This is a genomic window from Pseudomonas sp. D3-10, from assembly GCF_051132175.1.
GTDB lineage: Bacteria > Pseudomonadota > Gammaproteobacteria > Pseudomonadales > Pseudomonadaceae > Aquipseudomonas.
Genome location: NZ_CP071668.1, coordinates 573,017 through 598,424, shown reverse-complemented (window position 1 = coordinate 598,424; position 25,408 = coordinate 573,017). Strand labels below are relative to the sequence as shown.

Annotated in this window: 22 protein-coding genes and 1 riboswitch; of the genes, 7 read left to right on the top strand and 15 right to left on the bottom strand. The window is 62.4% G+C overall.

Features of this window, described 5'->3' with window-relative positions; translation table 11 throughout:
* Positions 1-34: 34 nt before the first annotated feature.
* The 6 genes from J3P90_RS02565 to J3P90_RS02540 form a co-directional block, all read right to left on the bottom strand.
* On the bottom strand, positions 35-1,021 hold the full coding sequence (locus J3P90_RS02565) for an esterase-like activity of phytase family protein (RefSeq protein ID WP_434675786.1): 987 nt from the start codon (positions 1,019-1,021) through the stop codon (positions 35-37).
* Positions 1,021-2,925 (bottom strand): DNA topoisomerase IV subunit B, encoded by a 1,905-nt coding sequence (gene parE, locus J3P90_RS02560; RefSeq protein WP_434608106.1) that lies wholly within the window; start codon positions 2,923-2,925, stop codon positions 1,021-1,023. Before parE ends, J3P90_RS02565 begins: the two co-directional genes overlap by 1 nt.
* Positions 2,926-2,967: 42 nt before the next feature.
* On the bottom strand, positions 2,968-3,576 hold the full coding sequence (locus J3P90_RS02555) for a YqiA/YcfP family alpha/beta fold hydrolase (RefSeq protein ID WP_420766170.1): 609 nt from the start codon (positions 3,574-3,576) through the stop codon (positions 2,968-2,970).
* Between the two features lie 818 nt (positions 3,577-4,394).
* The gene (gene cpdA / locus J3P90_RS02550) at positions 4,395-5,210 is read right to left on the bottom strand and encodes a 3',5'-cyclic-AMP phosphodiesterase (protein ID WP_434560984.1); all 816 of its coding nucleotides are present in this window, start codon (positions 5,208-5,210) and stop codon (positions 4,395-4,397) included.
* Positions 5,211-5,309: 99 nt separating this feature from the next.
* Entirely contained in the window at positions 5,310-5,762 is a 453-nt protein-coding gene (locus J3P90_RS02545; RefSeq protein ID WP_003186471.1) for a DUF1249 domain-containing protein, read from the bottom strand.
* Entirely contained in the window at positions 5,753-6,370 is a 618-nt protein-coding gene (locus tag J3P90_RS02540; protein ID WP_420766168.1) for an NUDIX domain-containing protein, read from the bottom strand. Before J3P90_RS02540 ends, J3P90_RS02545 begins: the two co-directional genes overlap by 10 nt.
* Before the next feature lie 214 nt (positions 6,371-6,584).
* Between J3P90_RS02540 and J3P90_RS02535 the strand changes: the two genes are divergently transcribed.
* Entirely contained in the window at positions 6,585-7,331 is a 747-nt protein-coding gene (locus tag J3P90_RS02535; RefSeq protein WP_420766167.1) for a DUF3298 domain-containing protein, read from the top strand.
* Here J3P90_RS02535 and cytX read toward each other — a convergent pair.
* Complete coding sequence (cytX, locus tag J3P90_RS02530; RefSeq protein WP_434675785.1) at positions 7,300-8,592, bottom strand: putative hydroxymethylpyrimidine transporter CytX; 1,293 nt, start codon at positions 8,590-8,592, stop codon at positions 7,300-7,302. The two genes, J3P90_RS02535 and cytX, sit on opposite strands and share 32 nt — an antisense overlap.
* Positions 8,593-8,764: 172 nt before the next feature.
* Entirely contained in the window at positions 8,765-10,654 is a 1,890-nt protein-coding gene (gene thiC, locus J3P90_RS02525) for a phosphomethylpyrimidine synthase ThiC (RefSeq protein ID WP_420766165.1), read from the bottom strand.
* A gap of 175 nt (positions 10,655-10,829) precedes the next feature.
* Positions 10,830-10,935: riboswitch (TPP riboswitch) on the bottom strand.
* Positions 10,936-11,092: 157 nt separating this feature from the next.
* Between thiC and J3P90_RS02520 the strand changes: the two genes are divergently transcribed.
* The gene (locus J3P90_RS02520; RefSeq protein ID WP_434564157.1) at positions 11,093-12,532 is read left to right on the top strand and encodes a TolC family outer membrane protein; all 1,440 of its coding nucleotides are present in this window, start codon (positions 11,093-11,095) and stop codon (positions 12,530-12,532) included.
* Between the two features lie 54 nt (positions 12,533-12,586).
* Here the strand turns inward: J3P90_RS02520 and waaA are convergent, their stop codons facing one another.
* Positions 12,587-13,861, bottom strand: a complete 1,275-nt coding sequence (waaA, locus tag J3P90_RS02515; protein WP_434675784.1) for a lipid IV(A) 3-deoxy-D-manno-octulosonic acid transferase — start codon at positions 13,859-13,861, stop codon at positions 12,587-12,589.
* Between the two features lie 22 nt (positions 13,862-13,883).
* Complete coding sequence (locus J3P90_RS02510) at positions 13,884-14,774, bottom strand: LysR family transcriptional regulator (protein WP_434675783.1); 891 nt, start codon at positions 14,772-14,774, stop codon at positions 13,884-13,886.
* 103 nt (positions 14,775-14,877) lie between these two features.
* Here J3P90_RS02510 and J3P90_RS02505 point away from each other — a divergent pair, with 103 nt between their 5' ends.
* The 4 genes from J3P90_RS02505 to J3P90_RS02490 all read left to right on the top strand — a co-directional run bounded on the left by J3P90_RS02505 (position 14,878) and on the right by J3P90_RS02490 (position 18,304).
* A complete protein-coding gene (locus J3P90_RS02505; protein WP_109752132.1) occupies positions 14,878-15,210 on the top strand; it encodes a DMT family transporter in 333 nt (110 codons plus the stop codon).
* A gap of 109 nt (positions 15,211-15,319) precedes the next feature.
* Complete coding sequence (locus J3P90_RS02500; RefSeq protein ID WP_434608116.1) at positions 15,320-16,495, top strand: NAD(P)/FAD-dependent oxidoreductase; 1,176 nt, start codon at positions 15,320-15,322, stop codon at positions 16,493-16,495.
* Positions 16,492-17,304, top strand: a complete 813-nt coding sequence (locus J3P90_RS02495; RefSeq protein WP_434675782.1) for an aldo/keto reductase — start codon at positions 16,492-16,494, stop codon at positions 17,302-17,304. Before J3P90_RS02500 ends, J3P90_RS02495 begins: the two co-directional genes overlap by 4 nt.
* 34 nt (positions 17,305-17,338) lie before the next feature.
* Positions 17,339-18,304 carry a metal ABC transporter ATPase gene (locus J3P90_RS02490; protein ID WP_420766160.1) on the top strand — a complete coding sequence of 322 codons (966 nt, stop codon included), beginning with the start codon at positions 17,339-17,341 and terminating at the stop codon, positions 18,302-18,304.
* Positions 18,305-18,392: 88 nt separating this feature from the next.
* Here J3P90_RS02490 and hldE read toward each other — a convergent pair whose 3' ends face one another.
* From hldE to J3P90_RS02470, 4 genes are all read right to left on the bottom strand, one after another.
* Positions 18,393-19,814: a bifunctional D-glycero-beta-D-manno-heptose-7-phosphate kinase/D-glycero-beta-D-manno-heptose 1-phosphate adenylyltransferase HldE gene (gene hldE, locus J3P90_RS02485; protein WP_420766159.1), complete on the bottom strand. Its 1,422-nt coding sequence runs from the start codon at positions 19,812-19,814 to the stop codon at positions 18,393-18,395.
* 84 nt (positions 19,815-19,898) lie between these two features.
* Positions 19,899-20,525, bottom strand: a complete 627-nt coding sequence (gene cysC / locus J3P90_RS02480) for an adenylyl-sulfate kinase (RefSeq protein WP_434649134.1) — start codon at positions 20,523-20,525, stop codon at positions 19,899-19,901.
* Between the two features lie 51 nt (positions 20,526-20,576).
* Positions 20,577-22,382: a lipid A export permease/ATP-binding protein MsbA gene (gene msbA, locus J3P90_RS02475; protein WP_434675781.1), complete on the bottom strand. Its 1,806-nt coding sequence runs from the start codon at positions 22,380-22,382 to the stop codon at positions 20,577-20,579.
* A gap of 15 nt (positions 22,383-22,397) precedes the next feature.
* The gene (locus J3P90_RS02470) at positions 22,398-23,570 is read right to left on the bottom strand and encodes an O-antigen ligase family protein (protein WP_420766156.1); all 1,173 of its coding nucleotides are present in this window, start codon (positions 23,568-23,570) and stop codon (positions 22,398-22,400) included.
* A 107-nt stretch (positions 23,571-23,677) separates the two neighbouring features.
* On the opposite strand from J3P90_RS02470, the gene J3P90_RS02465 reads away from it, so the two are divergent.
* Entirely contained in the window at positions 23,678-24,283 is a 606-nt protein-coding gene (locus J3P90_RS02465) for a toluene tolerance protein (protein WP_434611677.1), read from the top strand.
* Here the strand turns inward: J3P90_RS02465 and J3P90_RS02460 are convergent.
* Positions 24,269-25,372, bottom strand: a complete 1,104-nt coding sequence (locus tag J3P90_RS02460; protein WP_434649137.1) for a glycosyltransferase — start codon at positions 25,370-25,372, stop codon at positions 24,269-24,271. The two genes, J3P90_RS02465 and J3P90_RS02460, sit on opposite strands and share 15 nt — an antisense overlap.
* Positions 25,373-25,408 lie beyond the last annotated feature (36 nt).

The window sequence follows — 25,408 nt, the reverse complement described above, 5'->3', positions numbered from 1 at the left end:
GCTTGGAGGGCGCTGGTGCCCGGCGATTGCCGGGTCATGGCGAGGCGCCCCAGCCGCTGTCCGGCGCGGCGAAGCGCCAGATCACCGGCCGCCGCTCGCCATCGGCACGGGCTCCATCGTTGTTGTCCAGGCCAATCCACGCGCCGGTGGCGTCCACCACCAGCGCTTCGGCCAGTCCGTAGGGCTGGGAAAAACGACGAGCGTCCTGCAAGGCCTCGGCTGCGAACGACCAGCAGCGCTCGACCTCGGCCGTCCGCGCATCCCGCCTGCAAATCTGGAAGGCGTTGCGCTCCAGGGTAAACAGCTTGCCGTTGAACAATGACAGATCGGCAAAATCCCGTGAAACCGCCTTGGCCTTGGGGAATTGAGGCGGCTGCATCTGCTGCCCCGCTTCGCTAAGCAACACACAATTGCCGTCGCAGTCCCAGACCGTTTGCTGGCGCTTGATCAACAGCAGGCCGCGCCGTTCACGCTCGGCCGCCAGCCAGATGTGATCCCCGGCCGGGTTGACCGCAAGGCCTTCGAACAGCGAATTGAAATGCAACAACATGCCACTGCCCCGGGCTTGACGAATCATCGTCGGGGCGATTTTCAACCACGATGCAGGGCCTGTCGGCGGGATTTGCAGGACGGCGGCATGGGACTCGCTGACCACATAGCGATTGCCTGCGCTGTCGCAACTGATGCCTTCGAAATCCAATTCGCCACCGCGCAGGAACGACGCCGCCCATGTGCGGGACCTCAAGCCCCACGGCAAACCGCTGTCCGGCACCATCGGCACCTCGATCTCGACCACTTCGGCCGCCCAGACTGGCGCATCGACCGGCTGGAGGCGATAGATCCGGTCATCGTCGCGATCGGACACAGTCCACATTTCGTTGCCACACAGGGCCAGCCCAGACAAATTGCCGCCGCGCATGCCTTCGACGACATGCTCGGACAACAACGTGAGCTCCGGCGCCGGCTCGGCCACTACCCCCCCCGCCCACAGCAACAGCGCCAGGGCGAAACCCTTGCGCATCAGGCCAGGACCTCAGCCAGGTCACCCTTGGATTCGAGCCAGGTCTTGCGGTCGCCTGCACGTTTTTTCGCCAGCAGCATGTCCATGATTTCCGACGTTGCCGCGAAGTCGTCCAGGGTCAACTGCACCAGGCGACGGGTGTTCGGGTCCATGGTGGTTTCACGCAGCTGCGGCGGGTTCATCTCGCCCAGGCCTTTGAATCGGGTGACCTGCGGCTTGCCGCGTTTCTTCTCGGCGACCAGGCGGTCGAGAATGCCGTCGCGCTCCGCTTCGTCCAGGGCGTAGTAGATTTCCTTGCCCAAGTCGATGCGGTACAGCGGCGGCATCGCCACATAGACGTGGCCGGCATCCACCAGCGGGCGGAAATGCTGGACGAACAAGGCGCAGAGCAACGTGGCGATGTGCAGGCCGTCAGAGTCGGCGTCGGCAAGGATGCAGATCTTGCCGTAGCGCAGCTGGCTCATGTCCTCGGCGCCGGGGTCGACGCCAATGGCCACCGCGATGTTATGCACTTCCTGGCTGGCCAGCACTTCGCTGCCGTCCACTTCCCAGGTGTTGAGGATCTTGCCCCGCAGCGGCAGGATCGCCTGGAACTCCTTGTCCCGCGCCTGCTTGGCCGAACCACCGGCGGAGTCACCTTCCACCAGGAACAACTCGGAGCGCATCGGATCCTGCCCGGCGCAATCGGCGAGCTTGCCCGGCAACGCCGGTCCTTGGGTGATGCGCTTGCGCTCGACTTTCTTGCTGGCCTTGAGACGACGGCCGGCGTTGTTGATCGCCAGCTCCGCCAGGGCCAGGCCGGTTTCCGGGTTGGCGTTGAGCCAGAGGCTGAACGCGTCCTTGACCACGCCGGAAACAAAGGCCGCCGCCTCACGGGACGACAGGCGTTCCTTGGTCTGGCCGGAGAATTGCGGCTCCTGCATCTTCATCGACAGGACGAAGGCGATGCGCTCCCAGACGTCTTCTGGCGCCAGCTTCACGCCACGGGGCAGCAGGTTACGGAACTCGCAGAACTCGCGCATCGCGTCGAGCAAGCCTTGGCGCAAGCCGTTGACGTGCGTGCCGCCCTGGGCCGTCGGAATCAGGTTGACGTAACTTTCCTGAACGCTTTCGCCACCTTCGGGCAGCCACAACAACGCCCAATCCACGGCTTCCTTGTTACCGGCCAGGCTGCCGCAGAACGGCTCGGTGGGCAGGCATTCGAAACCGTTGACCGCGTCCACCAGGTAGGAACGCAGGCCGTCCTCGTAATGCCATTCGACCTTCTCGCCGGTGGCCTTGTCTTCGAAACTGACCAACAGCCCCGGGCACAAGACAGCCTTGGCCTTGAGCACGTGCTTGAGGCGGGTGACGGAGAACTTCGGCGAATCGAAATACTTCGGGTCCGGGGCGAAATACACGCTGGTCCCGGTGTTGCGCTTACCGACACTGCCGACCACTTCCAGCTCGGTGGCCTTATAGCCATCGGCGAAGGTCATCTGGTATTCGTTGCCATCACGCTTGACCCGCACCCGCACCTGGGTCGACAAGGCGTTGACCACGGAAATACCCACCCCGTGCAGGCCGCCGGAGAACTGGTAGTTCTTGTTGGAAAACTTGCCGCCGGCGTGGAGCTTGGTGAGGATCAGCTCGACGCCCGACACGCCTTCTTCAGGGTGAATGTCCACAGGCATGCCGCGGCCGTCATCGCTGACTTCCAGCGAGTGATCGGCGTGCAGGATGACCTGCACCGACTTCGCATGCCCAGCCAAGGCTTCGTCGACGCTGTTGTCGATGACTTCCTGGGCGAGGTGGTTCGGCCGACTGGTGTCGGTGTACATGCCGGGGCGCTTGCGCACCGGGTCGAGGCCCGAGAGGACTTCGATGGCGTCTGCGTTATAAGAGCTAGCGCTGGGAGTGGCCATGGGGTCTCGTCGTCAGTGTTCAATGAAAAAGGGGGCGATGGCTCACAGCGACGTGAAGTCGATCGCCTGATACAAATCGGCGCCAATGCCGGCAAAACTCAACAACGCCGGCAACTGTCGGGCAAACCCCTGAAAACTGTGGTCACCGCCGGCCTGGATGCGCAAGGCACAGGCCCGGTAATATTGCTGGGCGTGGCGATAATCCAGCGTTTCGTCACCGGTTTGCAACCATACCTGAAAGCGCTGCGGATCCCGGGGCGCCGGCACTTCCAGCTCGGCCAGGGCCGTGACGTGGTCGTGGGTCAACTCCCAGGTTTCGTCGGTATACAAATTCTTCTGCGTTCCCAGGTACCCGTCGAACATCCGATGCGGGCTCACGGCAGGATTGACCAACAGGGCCTTGAGCCCGTGGCGCTCGGCCAAGTGAGTCGCATAGTAGCCGCCGAGCGAGCTGCCGACCAGCAGCGGCCGGCCCAGTTCTGCAATCGCCTGCTCCATCTGCTCCATCGCTTGGCGAGGGTGGTGATGCAAGGCAGGCACCCGCAATTGGTCGCTGAGGCCAAGGCGAGCCATCACGTCGACCAATTGACAGGCTTTGGTCGACGCCGGGGCGCTGTTGAAGCCATGGATATAAAGGATCGAACCCGACATTGCCGACTCCCTGGGTGCTGGGCAAAGGCCGGAGTTTACAGGGAGTTTGTGGGGGTTTGGGGTGATTTCGATAACACTTCGCCTTAGTGGCGAGGGAGCTTGCTCCCGCTGGGCTACGCAGTAGCCCCAAACTGGTAATGCCCCATCTGGCTGACAGAACGCTGTGCCTGGTCTGGGGCCTGCTCCGCAGGCCAGCGGGAGCAAGCTCCCTCGCCACGGGGGCTTTGTCAGCCTTGAATCCTCATAGTCTCGGCTCGACGAAGGTTTTTGGTCGTTTATAAGATCAGTGTCCACCGCCGATTGCTGTGGGAGCCGAGCTTGCTCGCGATGGCGGTGGGTCAGCTTGCATCCATATTGTATGTGCCGCCGTCTTCGCGAGCAGGCTCGCTCCCACAGGGGAAACACGGTCCCACCGAGAGCCAGGTCGGCCCTAAGGCCGCCTCGGCTTGGCTTTTGATCTAGGGGCCCCGTTAACCACGATGGCCGAACGCAGGCATTGTGGAGTGGGCATCCCGGCATGGATGCCGGGATAGCCGCGCTGGACCATGGATGGTCCTTCGCGGCGGGCCCACGGAGCAATGCCGGAGTGAGGGCATGCCGAGCCTTGGCGAGGCACCGAGTGGTGGGGCCAAGCCTTTTTTGCTTACTTTTTTTGGCGTTTGAAAAAAAGTGAGCCGCCGTAAGGGCGGAACCCAAGTCGCCATTACCGCAGAAATGGATATGTACTCCGTCAAGCCGCCATCGCGAGCAGGCTCGCTCCCACAATTGGATCGGAGTACAGCAGTGAGAAATGGGCAGGCTGTCAGGCCGCCTCGTCCTCAATATCCGTTGGAGCCATAGTCCGGAGTGAAAGCAAACCCAACCACCCGCTCTACCCCCGTCTCCAACCGCCCATCCGGCAATAGCCGCAACCACCGATACCCCGGCGCCTGCGAGCCCACCGCAAAATCCTCGCTGCCCGGTTCGAATTGAATACAGGTCGAAGGAGAAGCCAACAAACGAACCCCCTCGCGCACCTCGTCAATCTCCTGATGCACATGCCCCCACAACACCGCTCGCACCTGGGGAAAGCGATCCAGTACCGCAAACAAAGCCTCGGGATTACGCAACCCGATCGGTTCCATCCACGCGCACCCAATCGACACCGGATGGTGGTGCAGACACACCAGATGATGCCGCTCCGGCGCTTCGCTCAAGGCATTGGCCAACAGAATCAATTGCTCCTCGGCCAAGAAACCCGGCACCGAACCTGGCACGGCGGAATCGAGCATCGTTACCCGCCAGTTTCCGATGTCCACCACCGGATCGAGCAACGTACTCCTGACCGCCGCCTCAAGCATCACTTGCGGCTCATCATGGTTGCCGGGAATCCACCGCGTCGGCGCATCGATACGCGCTGTCAGTTGTCGAAACGACTCGTAGGATTGCAACGTGCCGTCCTGGGACAGGTCGCCGGTGGCGAGCATCAGGTCGATGGCCGGCTGTTGCTTGAGCACCAAATCGATGACCGACCGCAAGCTGTCACGGGTGTTCATGCCCAGCAACGATGCATCGGCATCGGCGAACAAATGGCTGTCAGACAGTTGGACCAACAGCACCGCATCGGCCGTGGTCAAGCTGGATACGCTCGGCAAATCGCTCTCTCCCAGGCGCAATCACGCCGTTGCATGAAGCGGCAATTATGCTGGGGGATGATCGAAAGGGGAAACCCGCGAACCGGAACCGGTTCACAACTACCGTACGACTTCGAACTCGTGGCCCAGCGCCAGGCAATGACTCAGCCATTCCCCCAGGAACAGGTTCAACTGGGCTTTTTCATCTGGCTGGTGCATCGACGCATTGGGATAAGGATAGATGCCGCGAAAGCGTCGTGCATGTTCGGCGCTGACGACTTCGGCCATGCGCGCATCGTGATAGACCTGCACTTCCAACTGAGGCACCGGCAGCCAGGGCAAGCTGTGTTCCTGGCGCACCTGCAAAGTGGTGGTGTAAGGACAGGTTTGCAGCACCTCCAGGGCCAATACACCCAGCATCTGGTCGCCGTGGGTTACGGCGATGCGGCGCGGTGCCGGATCGTTGCGCATGTCCGGCAACAAGCGCATCAGGCGGGCGTAGTTGGCCTCGCAGGCGGCCTGCAACCCCACCAGATCGACGCGATAACGATCGCGCAACTTGTTCAGGACCATAGCCCCCTCACTTCATCACGGTTCAAGGCCAGCCATTGCAAGGCAATGATGCTGGCCGCGTTGCAAATTCGCCCGTCGCGCACCGCTTGAAGGGCATCTTCAAAAGCCCAGGCCTTCACGCGGATATCTTCAGCCTCTTCCAGCAGGCCATGCAGGCCGCCCGCCCCCGAGCTGTCGCAACGCCCCAAAAAAAGATGCACGTACTCGTCACTGCCGCCCGGCGATGGGAAATATTGAGTCATCGGCCAGAGCGCGGCGAAGACAAGCCCAGCTTCCTCCTGCGCCTCACGATGAGCAACTTCTTCCGGCTGCTCGTCCTTGTCGATCAGGCCGGCCACCAGTTCCACCAGCCAGGGATTGGCAGTCTTGCCCATGGCACCGACGCGGAACTGTTCGATAAGCACCACCTCATCGCGCTGTGGGTCGTAGGGCAGCACGCACACCGCGTCATGGCGAACGAACAGCTCGCGGCTGATTTCGCGGCTCATGCCACCGGCGAACAATTCGTGGCGCAGGTGCACGCGATCAAGTTTGTAGAAACCCTTGAAGCAATTTTCGCGCTTGACGATCTCCACGGCGCTCGGTGTGGCGTTGGCGAAATCAGTCATGACAATCCTCGTGTGCGGTGATCCAGTACGAGGTTCCAACCTCGGCTTCGCGCCATCCTAACGCGCCCGTACCGTTTGATGCAGCCCCTTTCCGGTCATCGGGATAGACGGCTGCCTTTAAAATTACTCTAATGAGCTTAGTGGCGAACTGATTGCCCTGCCGACAGTCGAAGCGGGTAACTTTTTGCCTTTCCCTGTTCCACGAAGGACGCCCATGTCGCTTTTTAGAATCGCTTCCCTGGCCGCCATCGCCCTGACCCTGGGTGCTTGCCAAAGCCTCTTCCAACCCAATTACCGAGCGCCCCTGGAGACGACTCGCGATGCGTCGGAGCAATTGCAGCCCGGTTGCGCCAGTGCCGACTGCCCGCTGGTGAACATCGACACCCTGCGCTTTCCCGCCGAGCCGGCCCTGGACGGCATCATCGAAAAACGCCTGTTGCAAATGACCCGCACCAGCCCGGACGCCCCTGCGGCTCCGACGCTGGCCGCCTATCGCGAGCAGTTCCTGCGCAGCGCCGCACCGCGCAACAGCAGCTATTTGCAGGCCAAGGTACGCGAGCAGCATGACGGCTTGGTGATTATCGAATTGTCCAGCTATCTGGACACTGGCGGCGCCCATGGCACGCCGGGTCGCGGTTTCATCAACTATTCGCGCCAGCAGCACAAAGTGCTGACGCTGTCGGACATGCTGCTGCCGGGCCAGGAGGAAGCCTTTTGGAAAGCCGCGCAAGTGGCTCACAACAGCTGGCTGATCAGTACCAAGCTGGATCAGGAACCCGAGTTTCTGAAACAGTGGTCCTTTCAGAAAACCCCACACATCGCGCTGACCTACGGCGGGGTGATCCTCAAGTACGAAGTGAGCACCATCGCGCCGTACGCCCTGGGCCACATCGAATTGAAGATCGCCTACCCACGCCTCAACGGCATCCTCAAGCCCGAGCTGTTTCCCGGCCGTAGCTGAAGGCCCGGCCCAGCAACAGTTGCAGCAACCCTGCCAGGATCAACGATGGCAGGGTTGCACCGATGTCCGGGTAGAAGGTGGCCAGCAGGTGATAAGTGCTCACCCCACCCAACCAGGCCAACAGGGCCGGCCAGCGCAACGCGGCTGACACCACTTGGCTGCTGCGCTTGCGCAGGATGAAGTGGTCCACCAGCACCACGCCGAACAGCGGCGCGAACACCGAGCCGATCAGCAACAGGAAGTTCTGATACTGCGCCAACGGCGCGAAGCAGGCGATCAAGGTGCAGATGACGCCAATCGCCAAGGCCAGGTGCTCGACTTTCAACCCTGACAGCATGCCGCTGGACACCGCCGCCGAGTGGATGTCGGCGAAGGCGTTTTCCGACTCGTCCAACAGAATCAGCAGCAGTGGGATGCCCAGTCCGGCGCCGGCCAGGGCCAGCAGCAATGCGTTGACTTCGCCGCTCGGCGCGAATGCCAGAGTGTAGGCGACGCCCAGGCTCATCAGCCAGAAGTTACCGATGAAGAAGCCCACGGCCGTACCGCCGAAGACATTCTTGGCGCGTTTGCCGAAGCGTGAGTAGTCGGCGATCAGCGGCAACCAAGACAGCGGCATCGCAATGGCGATGTCGAACCCCACCGCCAGCGGCATCGAGCCGTCGCCCGCCTGGGCCCAGAGTGCCGCCAGGTCAGCCTTGGCGAACAGGTTCCAAGTCAGCCAGATGCACGCGGCCAACAGCAGCCAGATGCCCCATTTACGCAGGACCTTACGCACAAAGGTCAGCGGCCCGCTGACGGCAAGCAGGGTCGCCAGGGCGCCGAAGAACAGCGTCCACAGCAGTGGGTTGGAGCCCAGGCTGCCTTCGCTGAAGGCCCGGGCACCGAGCAGGCTGGCGGCGTCGCGCATGACGATGATTTCGAACGACCCCCAACCGATCAGCTGCAGCAGGTTCAATACCGCCGGCACGCTCGCGCCCTTGCCGCCAAGGCTGAGCTTGAGCGCGGCCATGGCCGACAGGCCAGTGTCGCTGCCGATCACCCCGACCGCCGCCAGCAGCAGGACGCCCACCAGCGTGCCGAGGAAAATCGCCAGCAACGAACCGCTCAGGCCCAGGCCCGGCGCGAGCAGGGCGCCGACCTGCAAGACCATCAGGCCGATGCCGAGAGAGAACCACAAAGAAAACAGATCGCGAGCGCCGAAGACGCGTTTGTCCAAAGGCACGGCGGCGTCTGGGGAGTAGGTGCTGGGTTGGATGTTCAAGGATTGTTATCTCAGAGGGATATTTTGTTGTTCTGGTGATGGCTTTCGCGAGCAGGCTCGCTCCCACAATGGACCTGCGGTGAACACAAGTTTTGTGAACGACCGAGTTCCACTGTGGGAGCGAGCCTGCTCGCGAAGGCGGCAGTAAAGTCACCACCGCCCCCAGCTCAAATCACACTTTCTTGTAAAGCTGACTACCTTCCTGCTTGAACCGCTCCGCCTGCTCGGCCATCCCCTGGGCGACTTCGACGTCCACCGCTTCAATGCGCTGGTTCGCCGCGTACTCACGCACTTCCTGGGTGATTTTCATCGAGCAGAATTTCGGCCCGCACATCGAGCAGAAATGCGCCACCTTGGCCGAGTCCTTCGGCAGGGTTTCATCGTGGTACGAACGGGCGGTGTCCGGGTCCAGGCCGAGGTTGAACTGGTCTTCCCAGCGGAACTCGAAACGCGCCTTGCTCAAGGCGTTGTCGCGGATCTGCGCGCCCGGGTGGCCCTTGGCAAGGTCGGCGGCGTGGGCGGCGATCTTGTACGTGATGATCCCGGTCTTCACGTCATCCTTGTTCGGCAAGCCGAGGTGCTCCTTCGGCGTGACGTAGCAAAGCATGGCGCAACCGAACCAGCCGATCATCGCCGCACCGATACCGGACGTGATGTGGTCGTAGCCCGGCGCGATGTCGGTGGTCAGCGGGCCGAGGGTGTAGAACGGCGCCTCGTCGCAGCACTCGAGCTGCTTGTCCATGTTCTCTTTGATCAACTGCATCGGCACATGGCCGGGGCCTTCGATCATGCACTGCACGTCGTGCTTCCAGGCGATCTTGGTCAGCTCGCCAAGGGTTTCCAGCTCGCCGAACTGCGCTTCATCGTTGGCGTCGGCAATCGAGCCCGGACGCAGGCCATCGCCCAGCGAGAAGCTGACGTCGTAGGCCTTCATGATTTCACAGATGTCTTCGAAATGGGTGTAGAGGAAGTTTTCCTTGTGGTGCGCCAGGCACCACTTGGCCATGATCGAACCGCCACGGCTGACGATACCGGTGACGCGCTTGGCGGTCATCGGCACATAGCGCAGCAACACGCCCGCGTGGATGGTGAAGTAGTCGACACCCTGCTCGGCTTGCTCGATCAGCGTGTCGCGGAACAGTTCCCAGGTCAGGTCTTCGGCCACGCCGCCGACCTTTTCCAGGGCCTGGTAGATCGGCACGGTGCCGATGGGCACGGGCGAATTGCGGATGATCCATTCGCGGGTTTCATGGATGTGCTTGCCGGTGGACAGGTCCATGACCGTGTCCGAACCCCAGCGGATGCCCCAGGTCAGCTTCGCCACTTCTTCTTCGATGGACGAACCCAGGGCACTGTTGCCGATGTTGCCGTTGATCTTCACCAGGAAGTTACGGCCGATGATCATCGGTTCCAGTTCAGTGTGGTTGATGTTGGCTGGGATGATCGCGCGACCACGGGCGATTTCGTCCCGCACGAACTCCGGGGTAATGACTTTCGGCACGCTGGCGCCGAAGCTGTGGCCGGCGTGTTGCTGGTCAAGCAGGCCGGCGGCGCGGGCCACTTCCAGCTTCATGTTCTCGCGGATGGCGACGTATTCCATCTCGGCGGTGATGATGCCTTTGCGCGCATAGTGCATCTGGCTGACGTTGGCGCCCGGCTTGGCGCGACGCGGGTTGTTCACGTGGGCGAAGCGCAGTTGGGTCAGCTCGGGGTCGGCCAGGCGCTCCTGGCCGAAGTTGGAACTCAGGCCCGCCAGGCGCTCGGTGTCGCCACGGGCTTCGATCCAGGGCGAACGCACGTCGGCCAGGCCTTTGCGCACGTCGATAACCACATTCGGGTCGGTGTAGGGGCCCGAGGTGTCGTAGACCACTACCGGCGCGTTGATTTCGCCGCCGAAGTCGGTGGGGGTCACGTCGAGGCTGATTTCGCGCATGGGCACGCGGATATCCGGGCGGCTGCCCTGGACGTAGATTTTTTGCGAGCGGGTAAAGGGCTGAACCGATTGCTGATCGACCTGGGCCGATTCACTGAGGTTGGTCGCGTTTTTTGATTTTGTCGTCATCACGGGCTCTCCAGACACACATCCAGGCAGTGGATTTTTGTCGGAGCGAACCTGTAACGAATGGACGCGCCCCTGCACGACAGTGCGGACGCTGTGCTTGCTGCTCGAGCCTGTTCGAAAATCGGAAATCGATTGTCGAACAACATCCCGGACGAAGCACAAGAGGACTCGCCGGGTGACGAGAAATCTTGTTCCCTACGCAGGCGCTAACCTGATCAGGTTCAACGGGATCCGAAATTATTCGATCTCAGCCTCATAGCAAGGCACCCCGACAAGAACCCGGCCAGTCTAGACACAACCGGCGCAGAACGCCATCGCCTGGGCAAAAGCCGTGATGAATGGCGCAAATACAGGATTGTTGCCGTGCGTACGCACAACTACACTCGCTACGCCGCGCGCCTGTTATGCGCATTCAATTTGAACGTAAGGGATCGCCTCATGCTGCGCAAACTCTCACTGGCCCTGGCCGTGTCTTGTGCGTCCAATGGAATGGCCTGGGCCGCCGAAGCGCCTTTATCCACCAAGACCGATCTGGTCAGCGTGTACCAGGAGGCGGTGGACAACAACGCCGACCTGGCCGCCGCTCGTGCCCAGTATGGTGCTCAGAAGGAAGTGGTGCCCCAGGCCCGCGCCGGGCTGCTGCCCAACCTCTCGGCCGGCGCCGACCTGAACAACACCCGTACCGAGCTCGACCAACCGGCGATGACCGCCAACCGCAGCTCAACGGTTTACCAGGCCACCTTGTCGCAGCCGATCTTCCGCGCCGACCGCTGGTTCCAGCTGCAAGCGGCCAAATCGGTCAATGAGCAAGCATCGCTGCAGCTGTCCGCTACCGAGCAGAACCTGATCCTGCAAAGCGCTGAAGCCTATTTCAACGTGCTGCGCAGCCAGGACAACCTGGCCTCGACCAAGGCCGAGGAAGCCGCGTTCAAGCGGCAGCTCGACCAGTCCAACGAACGTTTCGACGTCGGCCTGTCGGACAAGACCGACGTGCTGCAATCCCAGGCCAGCTACGACACCGCCCGGGCCAATCGGATCATCGCCCAGCGTCAGGTCGAAGATGCCTTCGAGGCGCTGATCACCCTGACCAACCGCCAGTACAATTCGATCCAGGGCGTCGTTCATACCCTGCCGATCCTGCCGCCGGCGCCCAACGACGCCAAGGCCTGGGTCGACACCGCCGCCAGGCAGAACCTCAACCTGCTGGCCAGCAACTATGCCGTCGATGCCGCCGAGGACACCGTTCGCCAGCGCAAGGCCGGCCACGCGCCGACCCTCGATGCAATTGCCCAGTACCGCAAAGGTGACAACGACGGCCTCGGCTTCACCAACCCAAGCCCCACCGGCCAGCGCTACGGTGGCGACGCCGAGCAACGCACCATTGGCCTGCAATTGAGCATTCCGATCTACAGCGGCGGGCTGACCAGCTCCCAGGTTCGCGAGTCCTACTCGCAACTCACCCAGACCGAGCAGCAGCGCGAAGGCCTGCGCCGGCAGGTGGTGGAAAACACCCGCAACCTGCATCGCGCGGTGAACACCGATGTGGAGCAGGTCCAGGCCCGGCGCCAGTCGATCATCTCGAACCAGAGCGCGGTGGACGCCACGGAGATCGGCTACCAGGTGGGCACTCGCAACATCGTCGATGTACTCGACGCCCAGCGCCAGCTGTACACCTCGGTGCGCGACTACAACAACGCCCGCTATGACTACATCCTGGACAACCTGCGCCTCAAGCAAGCCGCCGGGACCTTGAGCCCGGAAGACCTGCAAGCCCTGTCCCGCTACCTCAAGCCCGACTACAACCCGGACAAGGACTTCCTGCCGCCAGACCTGGCACAAGCGGCGGCACAACAGTTGCGCTCGCGGCCGGCGCAGTAGCACAGCTGCGACAAATCCCCTGTGGCGAGGGAGCTTGCTCCCTCGCCACAGAGCTCAGTCGAGCAAGCGCCCCAACCCATCCAACAACCGCTGCAACGCGCCCTGGTTGCGACGCATCACCGCCAACCCCGACTCGGCCATGCGCTGGGCATCCCGGGGCAGTTCGAACAGACGCTGCACGGCCAGGGCCAGGCCGTGGGCATCTTCCACTTCCGCCAAGGCTCCGGCCGCGCGCAGTTGGGCGGCAATTTCGAGGAAGTTGAACAGGTGCGGCCCACTGAGCACCGGTTTTGCCAGCGCCGCCGGCTCCAGCAGGTTGTGCCCGCCGTTGGGTACCAGACTGCCGCCGACAAACGCACTGTCAGCCAAGGCATAGAGAAACAACAGTTCACCCATGGTGTCGCCCAGCAGCACCGAAGTTTGTGCGTCGACCGGTCGGGCACTGGAGCGCCGGACCGTGGCGAAGCCCTCACGCTCGCACAGTTGCGCCACCGCATCGAACCGTTCCGGATGACGCGGCACCAAAATCAGCAACGCATCCGGGTAGCTGTCGAGCAACCGACGATGGGCGGCCAGCACCACTTCGTCCTCACCCTCATGGGTACTGGCGGCGATCCACACCGGTCGCTCCACCGCTTGCCATTGACGGCGCAAGGCACTGGCGCTTTCCAGCAGTTGCGGGTCGATGGTCAGGTCGAACTTGATGGAGCCGGTCACTTCAACGGTTTCCGCCCTGGCACCGAGTTGACGAAAGCGCTCTGCCTCGGCTTCGGTCTGCACGGCAAACAGGCCCATCTCAGCAAGCATCGGCCGGGTCAGCTTGGGAAAACGGGCATAGCCGCGCGCCGAGCGCTCCGACAGCCGCGCGTTGGCCAACGCCACGGGGATACCGCGCAGGGCGCATTGATGGATGTGGTTGGGCCACAGTTCGGTTTCCATGATCACCGCCAGTTTCGGCCGGACCTGGTCGAGAAAACGCTTGGCCGCGCACGGCAGGTCATAAGGCAGGTAGCAATGCTGGATGCGCGGCTCATCGGCGAACAACGCCTTGATCCGCTCCGAACCGGTGGGCGTCATGCACGTCACCGTGATCGGCAGTGGTGGGTAGCGTTGCAACAACGCGCGAATCATCGGCGCAGCGGCAATGCTCTCGCCCACTGACACCGCGTGGACCCAGATGCCGCCCGGCGCCATCGTCGGCAAGCCCCACGAGAAACGCTCGCCGATACGCCGCGCATACGCCGGTGCCTTGCGAGCCCGCAGCCACAGCCGAATCGCCACCAGTGGCAGCCCCAGATAAAACAATGCGCTATAGAGAGTTCTGTTCATGGCGGCGGAGTTTATCGGTTTTTCAGCCGAGCGCCTGCAACTGCACGGCAAAACGTTCCGCCAGCCAACGGGCCGCCGGGCCCAGGGGTTCGTCGCGGCGCCAGACCAGCTCCACCACCAGGGCCGGCGGGGTCCATTCACTGTTGAGCTCGACCATGTCCCCCAGGTACGCCGGGTACTGCACGACGTGCCGCGGCAGCCAGGCCCAGCCCAGCCCACTTCTCAACCACTCGGCCAGCACGTAGAAGCTGTCGGCCCGCCAGACTTGCGGGCTGGCCTGCTCGCTGCCGGGATAGACGCTGGATTGGGTCGCCATCAGCAATTGCCGGTGCCGGGCCATCTCCAGGCAGGTCACGTAATCATGGCTCGCCAAGGGATGCCCCCGGCCGCACACCGTGACCATCTCGACGCTACCCAATACCCGGCGCTCCAGCGCCTCGGGAATCTGATCGTGATAAAACAACAACCCGAGATCGGCGCGACGCTCCACCAGCTTGCGCGCCACATCGCCCTGGGCGGCGCTGGCCAGTTGCACTTCTAGGGTGGGAAACCGTTCGGCCAGCGCCGCCAGGCTGTCGATAACGGGCTGATAGGGCATGGCCTCGTCCTGGGCCAGGCGTAGCGATGCCTCCTGCCCGCGCATCAGGGCCAAGGCCCGGCCGTTGAGGCGTTCGCATTGGCGTAACACTTCCCGGGCCTCCTCAAGCAGCGCCACGCCCGCATCGGTGAGTTTGGGCTGGCGACCACTGCTGCGCTCGAACAGGCTCACCCCCAGGTCCTCTTCCAGCATGGCAATCGCACTGCTGACAGCCGACTGTGCCTTGCGCTGATCCCGGGCCACCGCGGAAAACGACCGCTTCTCGGCGACACCGACGAACAGTCGCAATTGCTCCAGGTTCCATTGAACATTCATCGCTCAACCTATCTCTATCGCAGATAGGTAATGACTTTACCCCATTTGGCCATTCCCTAGAATGGGCCCATCGAACGACGCAACGACCCGAGAGGAATCGCTCATGAACGCCTATTACTACCTCGCCATCGCCATCTGCGCCGAAGTGATCGCCACCGTATCGATGAAAGCGATCAAGGGCTTGAGCACGCCCCTGCCCTTGTTGTTGGTCATCGCCGGCTATGGCACTGCGTTCTGGATGCTGACGCTGGTGGTGCGCACCGTTCCAGTGGGGGTGGCCTACGCGGTCTGGGCCGGCTTGGGGATCGTGATGGTCAGCGTCGCGGCGCTGTTTATCTATGGGCAGAAACTGGACGTGCCGGCGATGCTGGGGATGGCGTTGATTGTGTTGGGGGTGGTGGTGATCCAGTTGTTTTCCAAGACTGCAGGACATTGAAGCAGCGCAGCTCCAAGCCTCAAGCTGCAAGCACAAGCGATACCCTCTCGCTTGTAACTTGCAGCTCGAAGCTTGAAACTTGCCGCTTAATTTCCTCCGAGGTCGCTGCATGCCATCCGTTATTTCCACCGACGTCCTCATTGTCGGCGCCGGAGTCGCCGGCCTCTGGCTGAATGCGCGCTTGCGCCGCCAGGGGTTTTCAACCGTGCTGGTGGAAAGCGCCAGCCTTGGCGGCGGGCAGAGCGTCAAATCCCAGGGCATCATCCATGGCGGCGCCAAGTATGCGTTGCACGGAGCCCTGACTGGCGCCTCGGAAGCCATTGCCGACATGCCGCGCCGTTGGCGCGAGGCCCTCAAGGGCGACGGTGAGCTGGACCTGTCGGGGGTACGCATGTTGTCCGACGCCCATTACCTCTGGTCCCCAGGCACCCTGGCCGGCAACCTTACGAGCTTTTTCGCCAGCAAGGCCGTGCGCGGGCGCGTCGACCAGGTCAAGGGCGACCAACTGCCGCCAGCCCTGCAAGACAAGCGTTTCAAAGGCAAAGTCTACCGCCTGGCCGAGTTGGTGGTGGATGTTCCCAGCCTGATCGCGCGCCTGGCAGACCTGGCCGGCGACAGCCTGCTGGCCGGGCAGCAGGTCGAACCGTTGCACGAGGAAGGCCAACTTGTCGGACTGAAGGTCGACGGTCGCGAAATCCGCGCCCAGCGCATCGTCCTCAGTGCCGGCGGCGGCACCGCCGACCTGCTCCGCGCCCTGGGCCTCGACCAGCCGGCCATGCAGACCCGGCCGTTGCACATGGTCCTGGCGAAGGGCCCCAGCCTCAAGCCGCTTTACGCCCATTGCCTGGGTGGCGGGCCGAAGCCCCGGGTGACTGTGACCACCCATCCGGCCGCCGATGGCCAATGGGTCTGGTATCTGGGAGGCGATCTTGCCGAGGGGGATGCCGTCGCCCGCGAGCCCGCTGCGCAGATCGCCGTCGCCCAGAAAGAGCTCGGCCAGTTGCTGCCGTGGATCGACCTGAGCACCGCACAATGGGCCACGTTGCGGGTCGCCCGCGCCGAGCCGCTGCAATCGGGCCTGACCCGCCCGGATAACGCCTTTGTCGCCGAGCAGGGTCGCCTGCTGGTGGGCTGGCCGACCAAGCTCGCCTTGGCCCCGGACTTCTCCGACCGGGTGATCGCCGCGCTGCAACGCGATGGTATCCAGCCCAGCCATACCACCCCGCTGCCGGACCTGCCCAAGCCGCCCATGGGCGTTCCCGCCTGGGAGCAACTGCTGCCATGAGCCAGCCGACACTCCACGATCTGCGTCGCCCGCTGGGCAAAAACGGCCCGTTGGTTTCGCCCCTGGGCCTGGGCACGGTCAAGCTGGGCCGCGACCAGGGCGTCAAGTACCCCAGCGGTTTCCAGATTCCGGATGACACCGAAGCGCGCATGCTGCTCAAGCTGGCGCGCGACCTGGGCATCAACCTGATCGACACCGCGCCTGCCTATGGCCGCAGCGAGGAACGCCTCGGGCCGCTGTTGCGCGGCCAGCGTCACGACTGGGTGATCGTCAGCAAAGTCGGCGAGGAATTCAGCGATGGCCAGTCCCGTCATGACTTCAGCGCTGCTCATACGCGGCTCTCGGTGGAGCGCAGCCTCCAGCGCCTGGAAACGGACTACATCGACCTGGTACTGGTGCATTCGGACGGCAATGACCTGGCGATCCTCGACGACAGCGAGGTGTACCCGACCCTGGCGGCGCTCAAGCGCGAGGGCAAGATCGGCGGCTTCGGATTCTCTGGCAAGACCGTCGACGGTGGCTTGAAAGCTCTGGAGCAAGGTGATTGCGCGATGGTCACCTACAATCTGAACGAACGAAGCGAAAAGGCGGTCATTGAGTACGCGGCGGAGCACGGCAAGGCGATCCTGGTGAAAAAAGCCCTGGCCAGCGGTCATGCCTGCCTGAGCCCCGGTGAGGACCCGGTTCGCGCCAGCTTTGAACTGTTGTTTGAGCATCCCGGGGTTGCCAGTGCTATTGTCGGCACCATCAATCCGCTGCACCTCGCCCACAACGCTGCGACCGTAGCCAAGGTCCTACGCAGAAACTGACGCCGCCCTACGCGGCCTTAAGGAAGGAGCCGACATGCCGCGTACGCTCATCAGAAAAAATCCAAGTAACTTCAAGACTCTGCCCCTTTCCGTCGAAGCGACTCCCGAAGGCCTGACTTACCAGAGCGTGGGAATGCCGCTCAATTTTGCCCAGACCTTGCAGCGGCGGCGTCCCGTGGCTGTGGACGATGCCGAGCGTTTCTCCGTGGAGCTTGCGAACCTGGGCGTCTCGGTGCGCCTGACCCTGCACTGGCAGAACCGCGAGTATTGGGTATTGGTGCGTCAGCGTCGCCAGGATCGCGGCGACGTGGTGCTCAAGCTGATCTCCGGCTATGTCCCGGCCCATGAGCTGAACCTGCCGCTGCTTACCGCCATCAACGAAATAGCCGAAGAATGCCTTTTGGAAACACCGGAAGGTTGGCTCGGCGGACGCTTCAACGACACTTGGCTCCCGGCGCCTTATTCGAGCGCACTGCATTATCGCGAAGCCTTGCCGTTTCGCCTGGCTCCGCTGTCCGGCTCGGCCCGACCGGTGCGCTGCGCCAATCTGCAACTGATCGAACGACCACGGGCCTACGTGCATCTGCCGACGGCCTCCCTGCAATTGATTTATGACTTGCGCCTGGACGTGCCTAAGGAAGCCAAGTCACTGAGCCTGTTTCATGTCGATGAGCGTCTGGAGGGCGACCAATTGGTGGCGCGCCTGGACCGCAAGCGACCCGATCTTTACCTGATGCCGCTGCAGGACGGACAACCGCTGCCCGAACTGTATACATTGAAGAAAGATCAGCTGCTTGCGGCCAGCACCCGCGGCTTATACCTGGCGGAGAGCTTCGCCCGGCAGGACGGTTGGCTGGTGCGTGACGAGCGGATTCGCTGGAAGGACTGGTTACGCCAGCAAGGGCTGACGCCACCGGGCAAGGAGTCCGGGCTGACCCGGCTCAAGGGCAAGGCGCGGCAACTGCTCAAGAAAATCGTCCCGAGCAAGGTGGCTCGTTAGGCCTGACGACGATTTTTCTGACCGGACAACGAACCCTTGTGGGAGCGAGCGTGCTCGCATCCACAAGTGCTGCGCTTTGTCAGATAAATCAGTTATTGCGGATCTTTTCCACAATCGCCGTCGTCGAGCTGTTTTCCACCAGCCCCAGCACCTTCACCGTGCCCCCATAGGCGGAAACGATGTCGGCACCCACGACCTGGTCGATCCCGTAGTCGCCGCCCTTGACCAGCACATCCGGCTTGACCTGGCGCAACAGATTTTCCGGCGTGCCTTCGCTGAAGCTGATCACCCAATCCACCGCGCCAAGGCCGGCCAGGACCGCCATGCGGCGGTCGACGCTGTTGATCGGCCGGCCCGGCCCTTTCAAGCGGCTCACGGAAGCATCGTCATTGACCGCGACGATCAAGCGATCACCCTGGGCCCGGGCCTGCTCGAGGTAGGTCACATGGCCAGCATGGAGGATGTCGAAACAACCGTTGGTGAAAACGATTTTCTCTTTATGGGCGCGCGCGTCATCGACAGCCAGCAATAGTTGCTCCAGCCCCAGCACACCGCGCTCCGATCCCTCTTCGCGCTGGATCGCGCGCCGCAGTTCCGGGGCGCTGATCGCCGCCGTACCCAGCTTGCCGACGACAATGCCCGCCGCCAGGTTCGCCAGGGCAACCGCGTGGGGCAGTTCCTCGCCGGCGGCAATCGCCGCGGCCAGGGTGGAGATCACCGTGTCACCGGCGCCCGTCACGTCAAATACTTCGCGGGCACGGGCCGGAAGGTGCAGGGCCGGATGATCGGGACGCAGCAGGGTCATGCCGTGCTCGCCGCGGGTAACCAGCAACGCCCCAAGATCCAGGTCGTGCATCAGCTGTGCGCCCTTGCTCACCAGTTCGTGCTCATCGGCGCAACCACCGACGATGGCTTCGAACTCGCTGAGGTTAGGGGTAATCAGGCTCGCGCCACGGTAGATGGAAAAATCCTTGCCCTTGGGGTCGGCCAGCACGGGAATACCGCGGGCACGGGCAGCCTGGATCAGCACTTGATGGTTCTTCAACGCGCCCTTGCCGTAGTCCGACAACACCAGGACCTTGATACCGTCGAGCAGGTTGTCGACCTCGGCGCCCAGGGACAGCGGGTCGGTGGCGAACGGTTCTTCGAAGTCGATGCGCAGCAGTTGCTGGTGACGACTGATGACCCGCAGCTTGACGATGGTCGGCTGGTGCGCGATGCGCTGGAAGATCGCCCGCACGCCAGCGCCTTCCAGGCTGTTGGCCAGGCTCTCTGCCGCTTCATCGTCACCGGTCACGCCGACCAGGGAAGCCGGGGCGCCGAGGGCGGCGATGTTCAGGGCAACGTTGGCGGCACCGCCGGGACGGTCCTCGATGTGCTCGACCCTGACCACCGGTACCGGCGCCTCGGGGGAAATCCGTGATGTACCGCCATGCCAATAGCGGTCGAGCATGACATCGCCGACCACCAATACAGGGGCTTGATCGAATCGCGGCATGGACAACTTCATGGAACATCCCACATACAAAATGAACAGGGGCGCGATATTAGCACAGGGTTGGGGGAGGCTCGTCCATGGCGGTGACCGGAAGTATCAAGCCGCGCTTTCATTGTTTTCACACAGCAATGCCATCATCTGTGCGCAGGCCTGGGCCAGCTCCATCTCGCTGGTATCGATTTCGCATTCGGCCGCCAGCGGCGCCTCGTAAGGACTATCGAGACCGGTGAAATGCTTGATCCGCCCGGCGAGGGCTTCGCGGTACAGCCCCTTGGGGTCGCGCTCGGCACACACGTCGAACGGCGTACTGACGTAGACTTCGATGAAGTCATTATGGGAAAAGAGCCGTCGTGCCGCGTCTCGATCGGCCCGAAACGGCGAAATCGCCGCGACGATGACAATCAGCCCTGCTTCGACCATCAAGCGCGCCACTTCGGCTATTCGCCGCACGTTTTCCTTTCGGGAGCCGGCATCCATTCCAAGGTCACTGCAAAGCCCCCTGCGCAGGTTGTCGCCGTCCAGCAAAGCGGTATGCAGGCCTTGCTGGTGAAGGCGAACTTCCAGGGCATTGGCCAAGGTCGACTTTCCAGCCCCCGACAGCCCGGTCAACCAGAAACAGCGAGGCCGCTGGAACTTGATGGCCGCCCGGTCCGAGGGCGAAAGTGTCAGCGCGCCCGGCTGAGCCTGCGATTGTCGCTTTGATGCCCTTGTTGTCTCATCCATGTCGAGCATTCCATCGTCGTCGTGCACCAGAGCATAGCCTTGGCCTCGTATTCAGGCGATGTCCTGGGTGGGAACATCCAGGCCCATGGCATGAAGACGCGCGTAATAGCCATTTTGCGCGAGCAGTTCGCCATGGGTGCCGCGTTCGACGATGCGCCCCTGGTCCATGACCAGGATCATGTCGGCCTTTTCGATGGTCGACAGCCGATGCGCAATGACCAGGGTCGTACGGCCTTTCATGACTTGGTCCAGCGCGGCCTGGATATGCCGCTCGGACTCGGTGTCCAGTGCCGAGGTGGCCTCATCGAGGATCAACAGCGGCGCGTTTTTCAACAATGCCCGGGCAATCGCCAGCCGTTGGCGCTGGCCACCGGACAACAGCACGCCGTTTTCGCCGACCTCGGTGTCCAGGCCGTGGGGAAGCTGCGCGATGAAGTCCATCGCATAGGCGTCCTGGGCGGCTTTTTCGATGTCGGCCCGCGGCGCGCCGGCCAGGTCGCCGTAGGCGATATTGTTGGCCACCGTATCGTTGAACAACGTGACGTGCTGGGTCACCTGGGCCACATGCCGGCGCAGGTTGCGCAGTCGATAATCTTCGATTTCCACGTCATCGAGCAGGATCTGACCGACTTCGTGGTGATAGAAACGCGGGATCAGGCTGGCCAGGGTCGACTTGCCGCTGCCCGACCGCCCTACCAGGGCGATCATCTGCCCAGGGTCAGCGGTGAAGCTGATGTCCTTGAGCACTTCCCGATCGGCGCCAGGGTAGGTAAAGCTCAGGTTGCGCACATCGAGACGGCCGCTCACGCGCTCCTGCTCGACCGTGCCTTTATCCACTTCGGGCTCGACGTCCAGTTGCTCGAAGATGCTTTCGGCGCCCGCCACGCCCTTCTGGATCGTGGAGCTGACTTCCGAGAGTTGGCGAATCGGCTTGGGCAGCAGGCCCGCCGCGGTGATGTAGGCCACCAGATCGCCCGCTGTCGCGTCACCGCGCAGGAACAGTACCAGGAACATCAGCGCGGCCATGGCGGTGTAAATCACCAATTGCAGCATCGGCGTGTAGACCGCGCCGGTGCGGGTCATGCGCAGTTGTTTGTCGGTATTGCCTTGGCTGGCGCAGGCAAAACGCTGTTCTTCATAGGCCTCGCCACCGAAGCTGCGCACCACCCGATAACCCTGGATGGTCTCGGAGGCGACGTGGGTCACGTCGCCCATGGCCACCTGGATCTTTTTGCTTTGCTTGCGGAATTTCTTGCTGGTGCTGCTGACCATCACTGCAATCAATGGCAGGATCGCCAGCATCACCAAGGTCAGTTTCCAGTTCATCCACACAAGGTAAGCGAAGAGGAACACCACGGTGAGGCCTTCGCGAATCACCACCTTGATGGCGTCCGTGGCAGCACCGGTGACCATGGTCACGTTGAAGGTGATCCGGGAAATCAGATGACCGGAATTGTGGGTGTCGAAATAGCGGTTGGGCAGGACCAGCAGCTTGTTGAACAACTCGACCCGCAGATCATGCACCAGCCCCAGCGAGACCTTGGCCAGGTAATAGTTGCCCAGGAACGACCCCAGGCCCTGCCAGGCAGCGATCAGGATGATCAGCAGCGGCACGGCCATCAGCAGTTTCAAATCCTTGAGATACGGCACGCTGGGAAACAGTACCGCATCGGGATTGCTCAACCCGTCGACAAAATATTTGAGTATCCCGGCCAGCATGGGCTGGGTGGACGCAAATATCACGAAGCCCACGATACTCAGCAGGAAAATGCCCAAGTAGGGTTTGACGTATCCCAGCAGCCGGAAATAGATTTTCAGGCTGGAATCCTGTTCCGCTTTAGGCGGTGCGTCACTCATCGTCGAGCTCACTGGTTAGGAAGAGCGCGGGATTTTATCACAGCCATCGGGATTGGCCCGCGCCCAGGTCAAAAGGCTGGCCATGCCGACCGGCAGCCAAGTGATGAACCACTCGGCGCGCGGGGTGCCCGTCAGGCTCGCCGCGTCGAACTGCATCGCCAGGAACGAAAACACCCACATGCCCAGCACGCCTCGGCCCAGCAGGGTGTCACGGGCACGCCAGGCCTCGCGCAGCACCGCGAACCAGACCACGCACCATATCAACATTCCGGGCAGGCCCAACTGAATGGCAACGTGGGTGAACAGGTTATGCGAGTGGTCGAACAAACGGCCACCGACAGGAACCCGGTAGTCGCCTGCCAATCCCAGACCACCCCAGGGATGCTCGGAAATAATCTGCAGGCTGGACGCAAAAATTTCCGGACGATAGGAAGCTCCGCGGGCCATCACCAAGGGTTCCAGCAACCAGAAAGTCACCATCGCCAGCACCAGCGCCGCGGCGGCAATCAAACGAGTACGCGAGTCCCGGCAGTAAAGCGGCATGGCCAGTACGCTGAGCAACAAGGCCAGGGCCGCGCCGCGACTCTGGCTCATGACCACGAACAAGCCCAGCAGAGCCAAGGCCACGGCACAAACAGCTTGCAGCCCGATACGACGCGGCACCCAATGCAGCATCCAGATCGCCGCGAGGCCAATCACGTAGCCACCCAGGATCGGATGGGACAACTCGCCCAGCCCCTCGAGACGCGCCACCCAGCGCTGGTTCTCGATCCCATAGAAATGAATCATTGCCATCAAGGCCGTCAGGGCTAGCCCAACACCGCCCCACTGCATGATACGGATCACCCGCTCAGGTCGACCGTCAGCGAAAATCGGGAAGAACATCAGGAATATCAGGATGTACAACAACCGCTTGGCTTCGCGCACGGGCTCCGGCGACTCGGCCCAGAACAGGGTGATCAATGCCCACGCCATCAATGCCAGCAACGCCGTGTAGATCAAGCGCTGGGCGCGCCATAACTCCACCAGCCTGTGCCGCGCGGGCCAGGCGAACAGGATCGCGGGCAACCAGACGAATGCGATCATTCCTTGTTGATAAACCTTGTTGGCGGGTGCCAGTGCGATCGCCAGCAAAAACCATGACAAGCCAAAGGCCATCCATACCTGCGCCCAACGTGTTGCTTGCATCCAAAGCTCCTAATCGATGTACCAGCCAAACCGGCATGGTTAAAACAAAAACTTTTGGGCATCATGGCCCGCCACGGCACCGGTTCTTTCAACAAGGTTTCCCTACGATGCAATCCTCACGGCTTCCCCAAGCCGCTTTGAATCAATTGATTGAAGGCGCCAGCATTCTGGAGGCCGACAGCTACGGCCCAAAAGTCTATCTGTTGCAGGATGGAAACATCCTCAAACTGTTTCGCCGCAAGCGGCTATTTTCGTCGGCCCTGTTCAGGCCCTATTCGACGCGATTCATCAAAAACGCGGCCCGCTTGCAAGAACTCGGCGTACCGACTCTCGAAGTGCTTGCCTACTACAAACTGCAAAAGCCCGGCATGACCGCCGTACTGTATCGGCCGCTTCCGGGAAAAACCCTGCGCCAATTGTCGAATCAGGAGAGCTTCAGCTGGCAACAGCGCCTTCCGGACCTGATCGAACTGATCCGCAGCCTCCACGCCCGTGGTGTCTATTTTCGTTCGTTGCACTTGGGCAATATCGTCGTCACTCCGGAAAACACCCTGGGGCTGATCGATGTCGCCGACATGCGCTTCCTGCGCTCGCCATTGCCGCGCTATCTGGCGCGCCGCAACTTGCAGCATTTCGCTCGTTATATTGCGCGGGAAAACCTGAACGGGAGCTTTCCGATGCAAGCGCTGGAAAACGCCCTACTGCCTGCCTGAGATCAATTCCCGGGCGGTCCGGCAGAAACCCGCCCATGCCTCGTCAGGCGCCAATGCCTGGTATTGCGCCGCCGCGACGGCTTCGGCCGAAGCCTCTGAAGCCCGCGTGATCGCCTCGCCCCAGGCACTCTCATCGCCGGCAGGCGCATACCAACCGGCATCGGCCAGCTGTTCGCGGAACACCGCCAGGTCACTGGCCAGCACCGGAACGCCGGCCAGGATCGCCTCCTGGAGAATCAGGCCAAGGCCCTCTTCAAAGGAGGGGACCAGCACCCAGTCGAACGCTCTATAGAGCTTCGCCACGTCTTCCAGATGCCCCGCTAGCAATACCTTGTCGACCAGGTCCGGCTGGTCGATGCGCGCCTGCAGTGCTTCCCGTGCAGGCCCTTCGCCGACGATCACCAAGCGCCAGTCAGGCTGCGCGACAGCCGCCAGGGCAAAGGCATCGAGCAAACTGGCGAAGCCCTTCTTGTCCACCAGCCGCCCCACGGCGCCGAATATGCGGGGGCCCGCCAAAGGCAAGTGCATCCGGGCACGAGCCTCTTCACGTGGCAGGAGGCAGGTCTGGAATCCAGCCGGATCGAATGCACTGCGCAACGCAGTGACCGGCAACCCCAGCGCTTCCTGCAGCGATGCCGCCAATGTCTGCGACACCGCAGCCAGGGCCAGGCGCGAGGGCGCAAAGCCGCGCAGCAGATCCCGGCCCACGGCATTGAGCCGTGTCGCACCGTGGAATATCACCACCACATGGATGTGCGGCATGTCCTTCAATACTGGCAACAGGGTACGAGCCACACCGAGGCCGTCGAGCAGGACCACTTGGGCAGCGCTGTCGAGCAGCGCCTGGCGAAAACGGCTGTGCATCCAGGGCCTGAACAGGCGCCAGAAGTGCCGCCCCTTGAGTTTCGCCGAGGTCAGGTTCCATTCACGCGCCGGACCCACGCCCTCCAGGCATGCAGATTCCGAGCCCTGCAAGAGCCATGTCCTGACAGGCATCGCCGGGTCGATTTGTGAAAGTATCTGGCGATGGACCTTATGCACCGAAGCGAATGGCGAACCGCCTGCCCACATAACATTAATAATGCTCATCGAGCAGCAAACCTTTGATCGCGGACCCGAACTCGT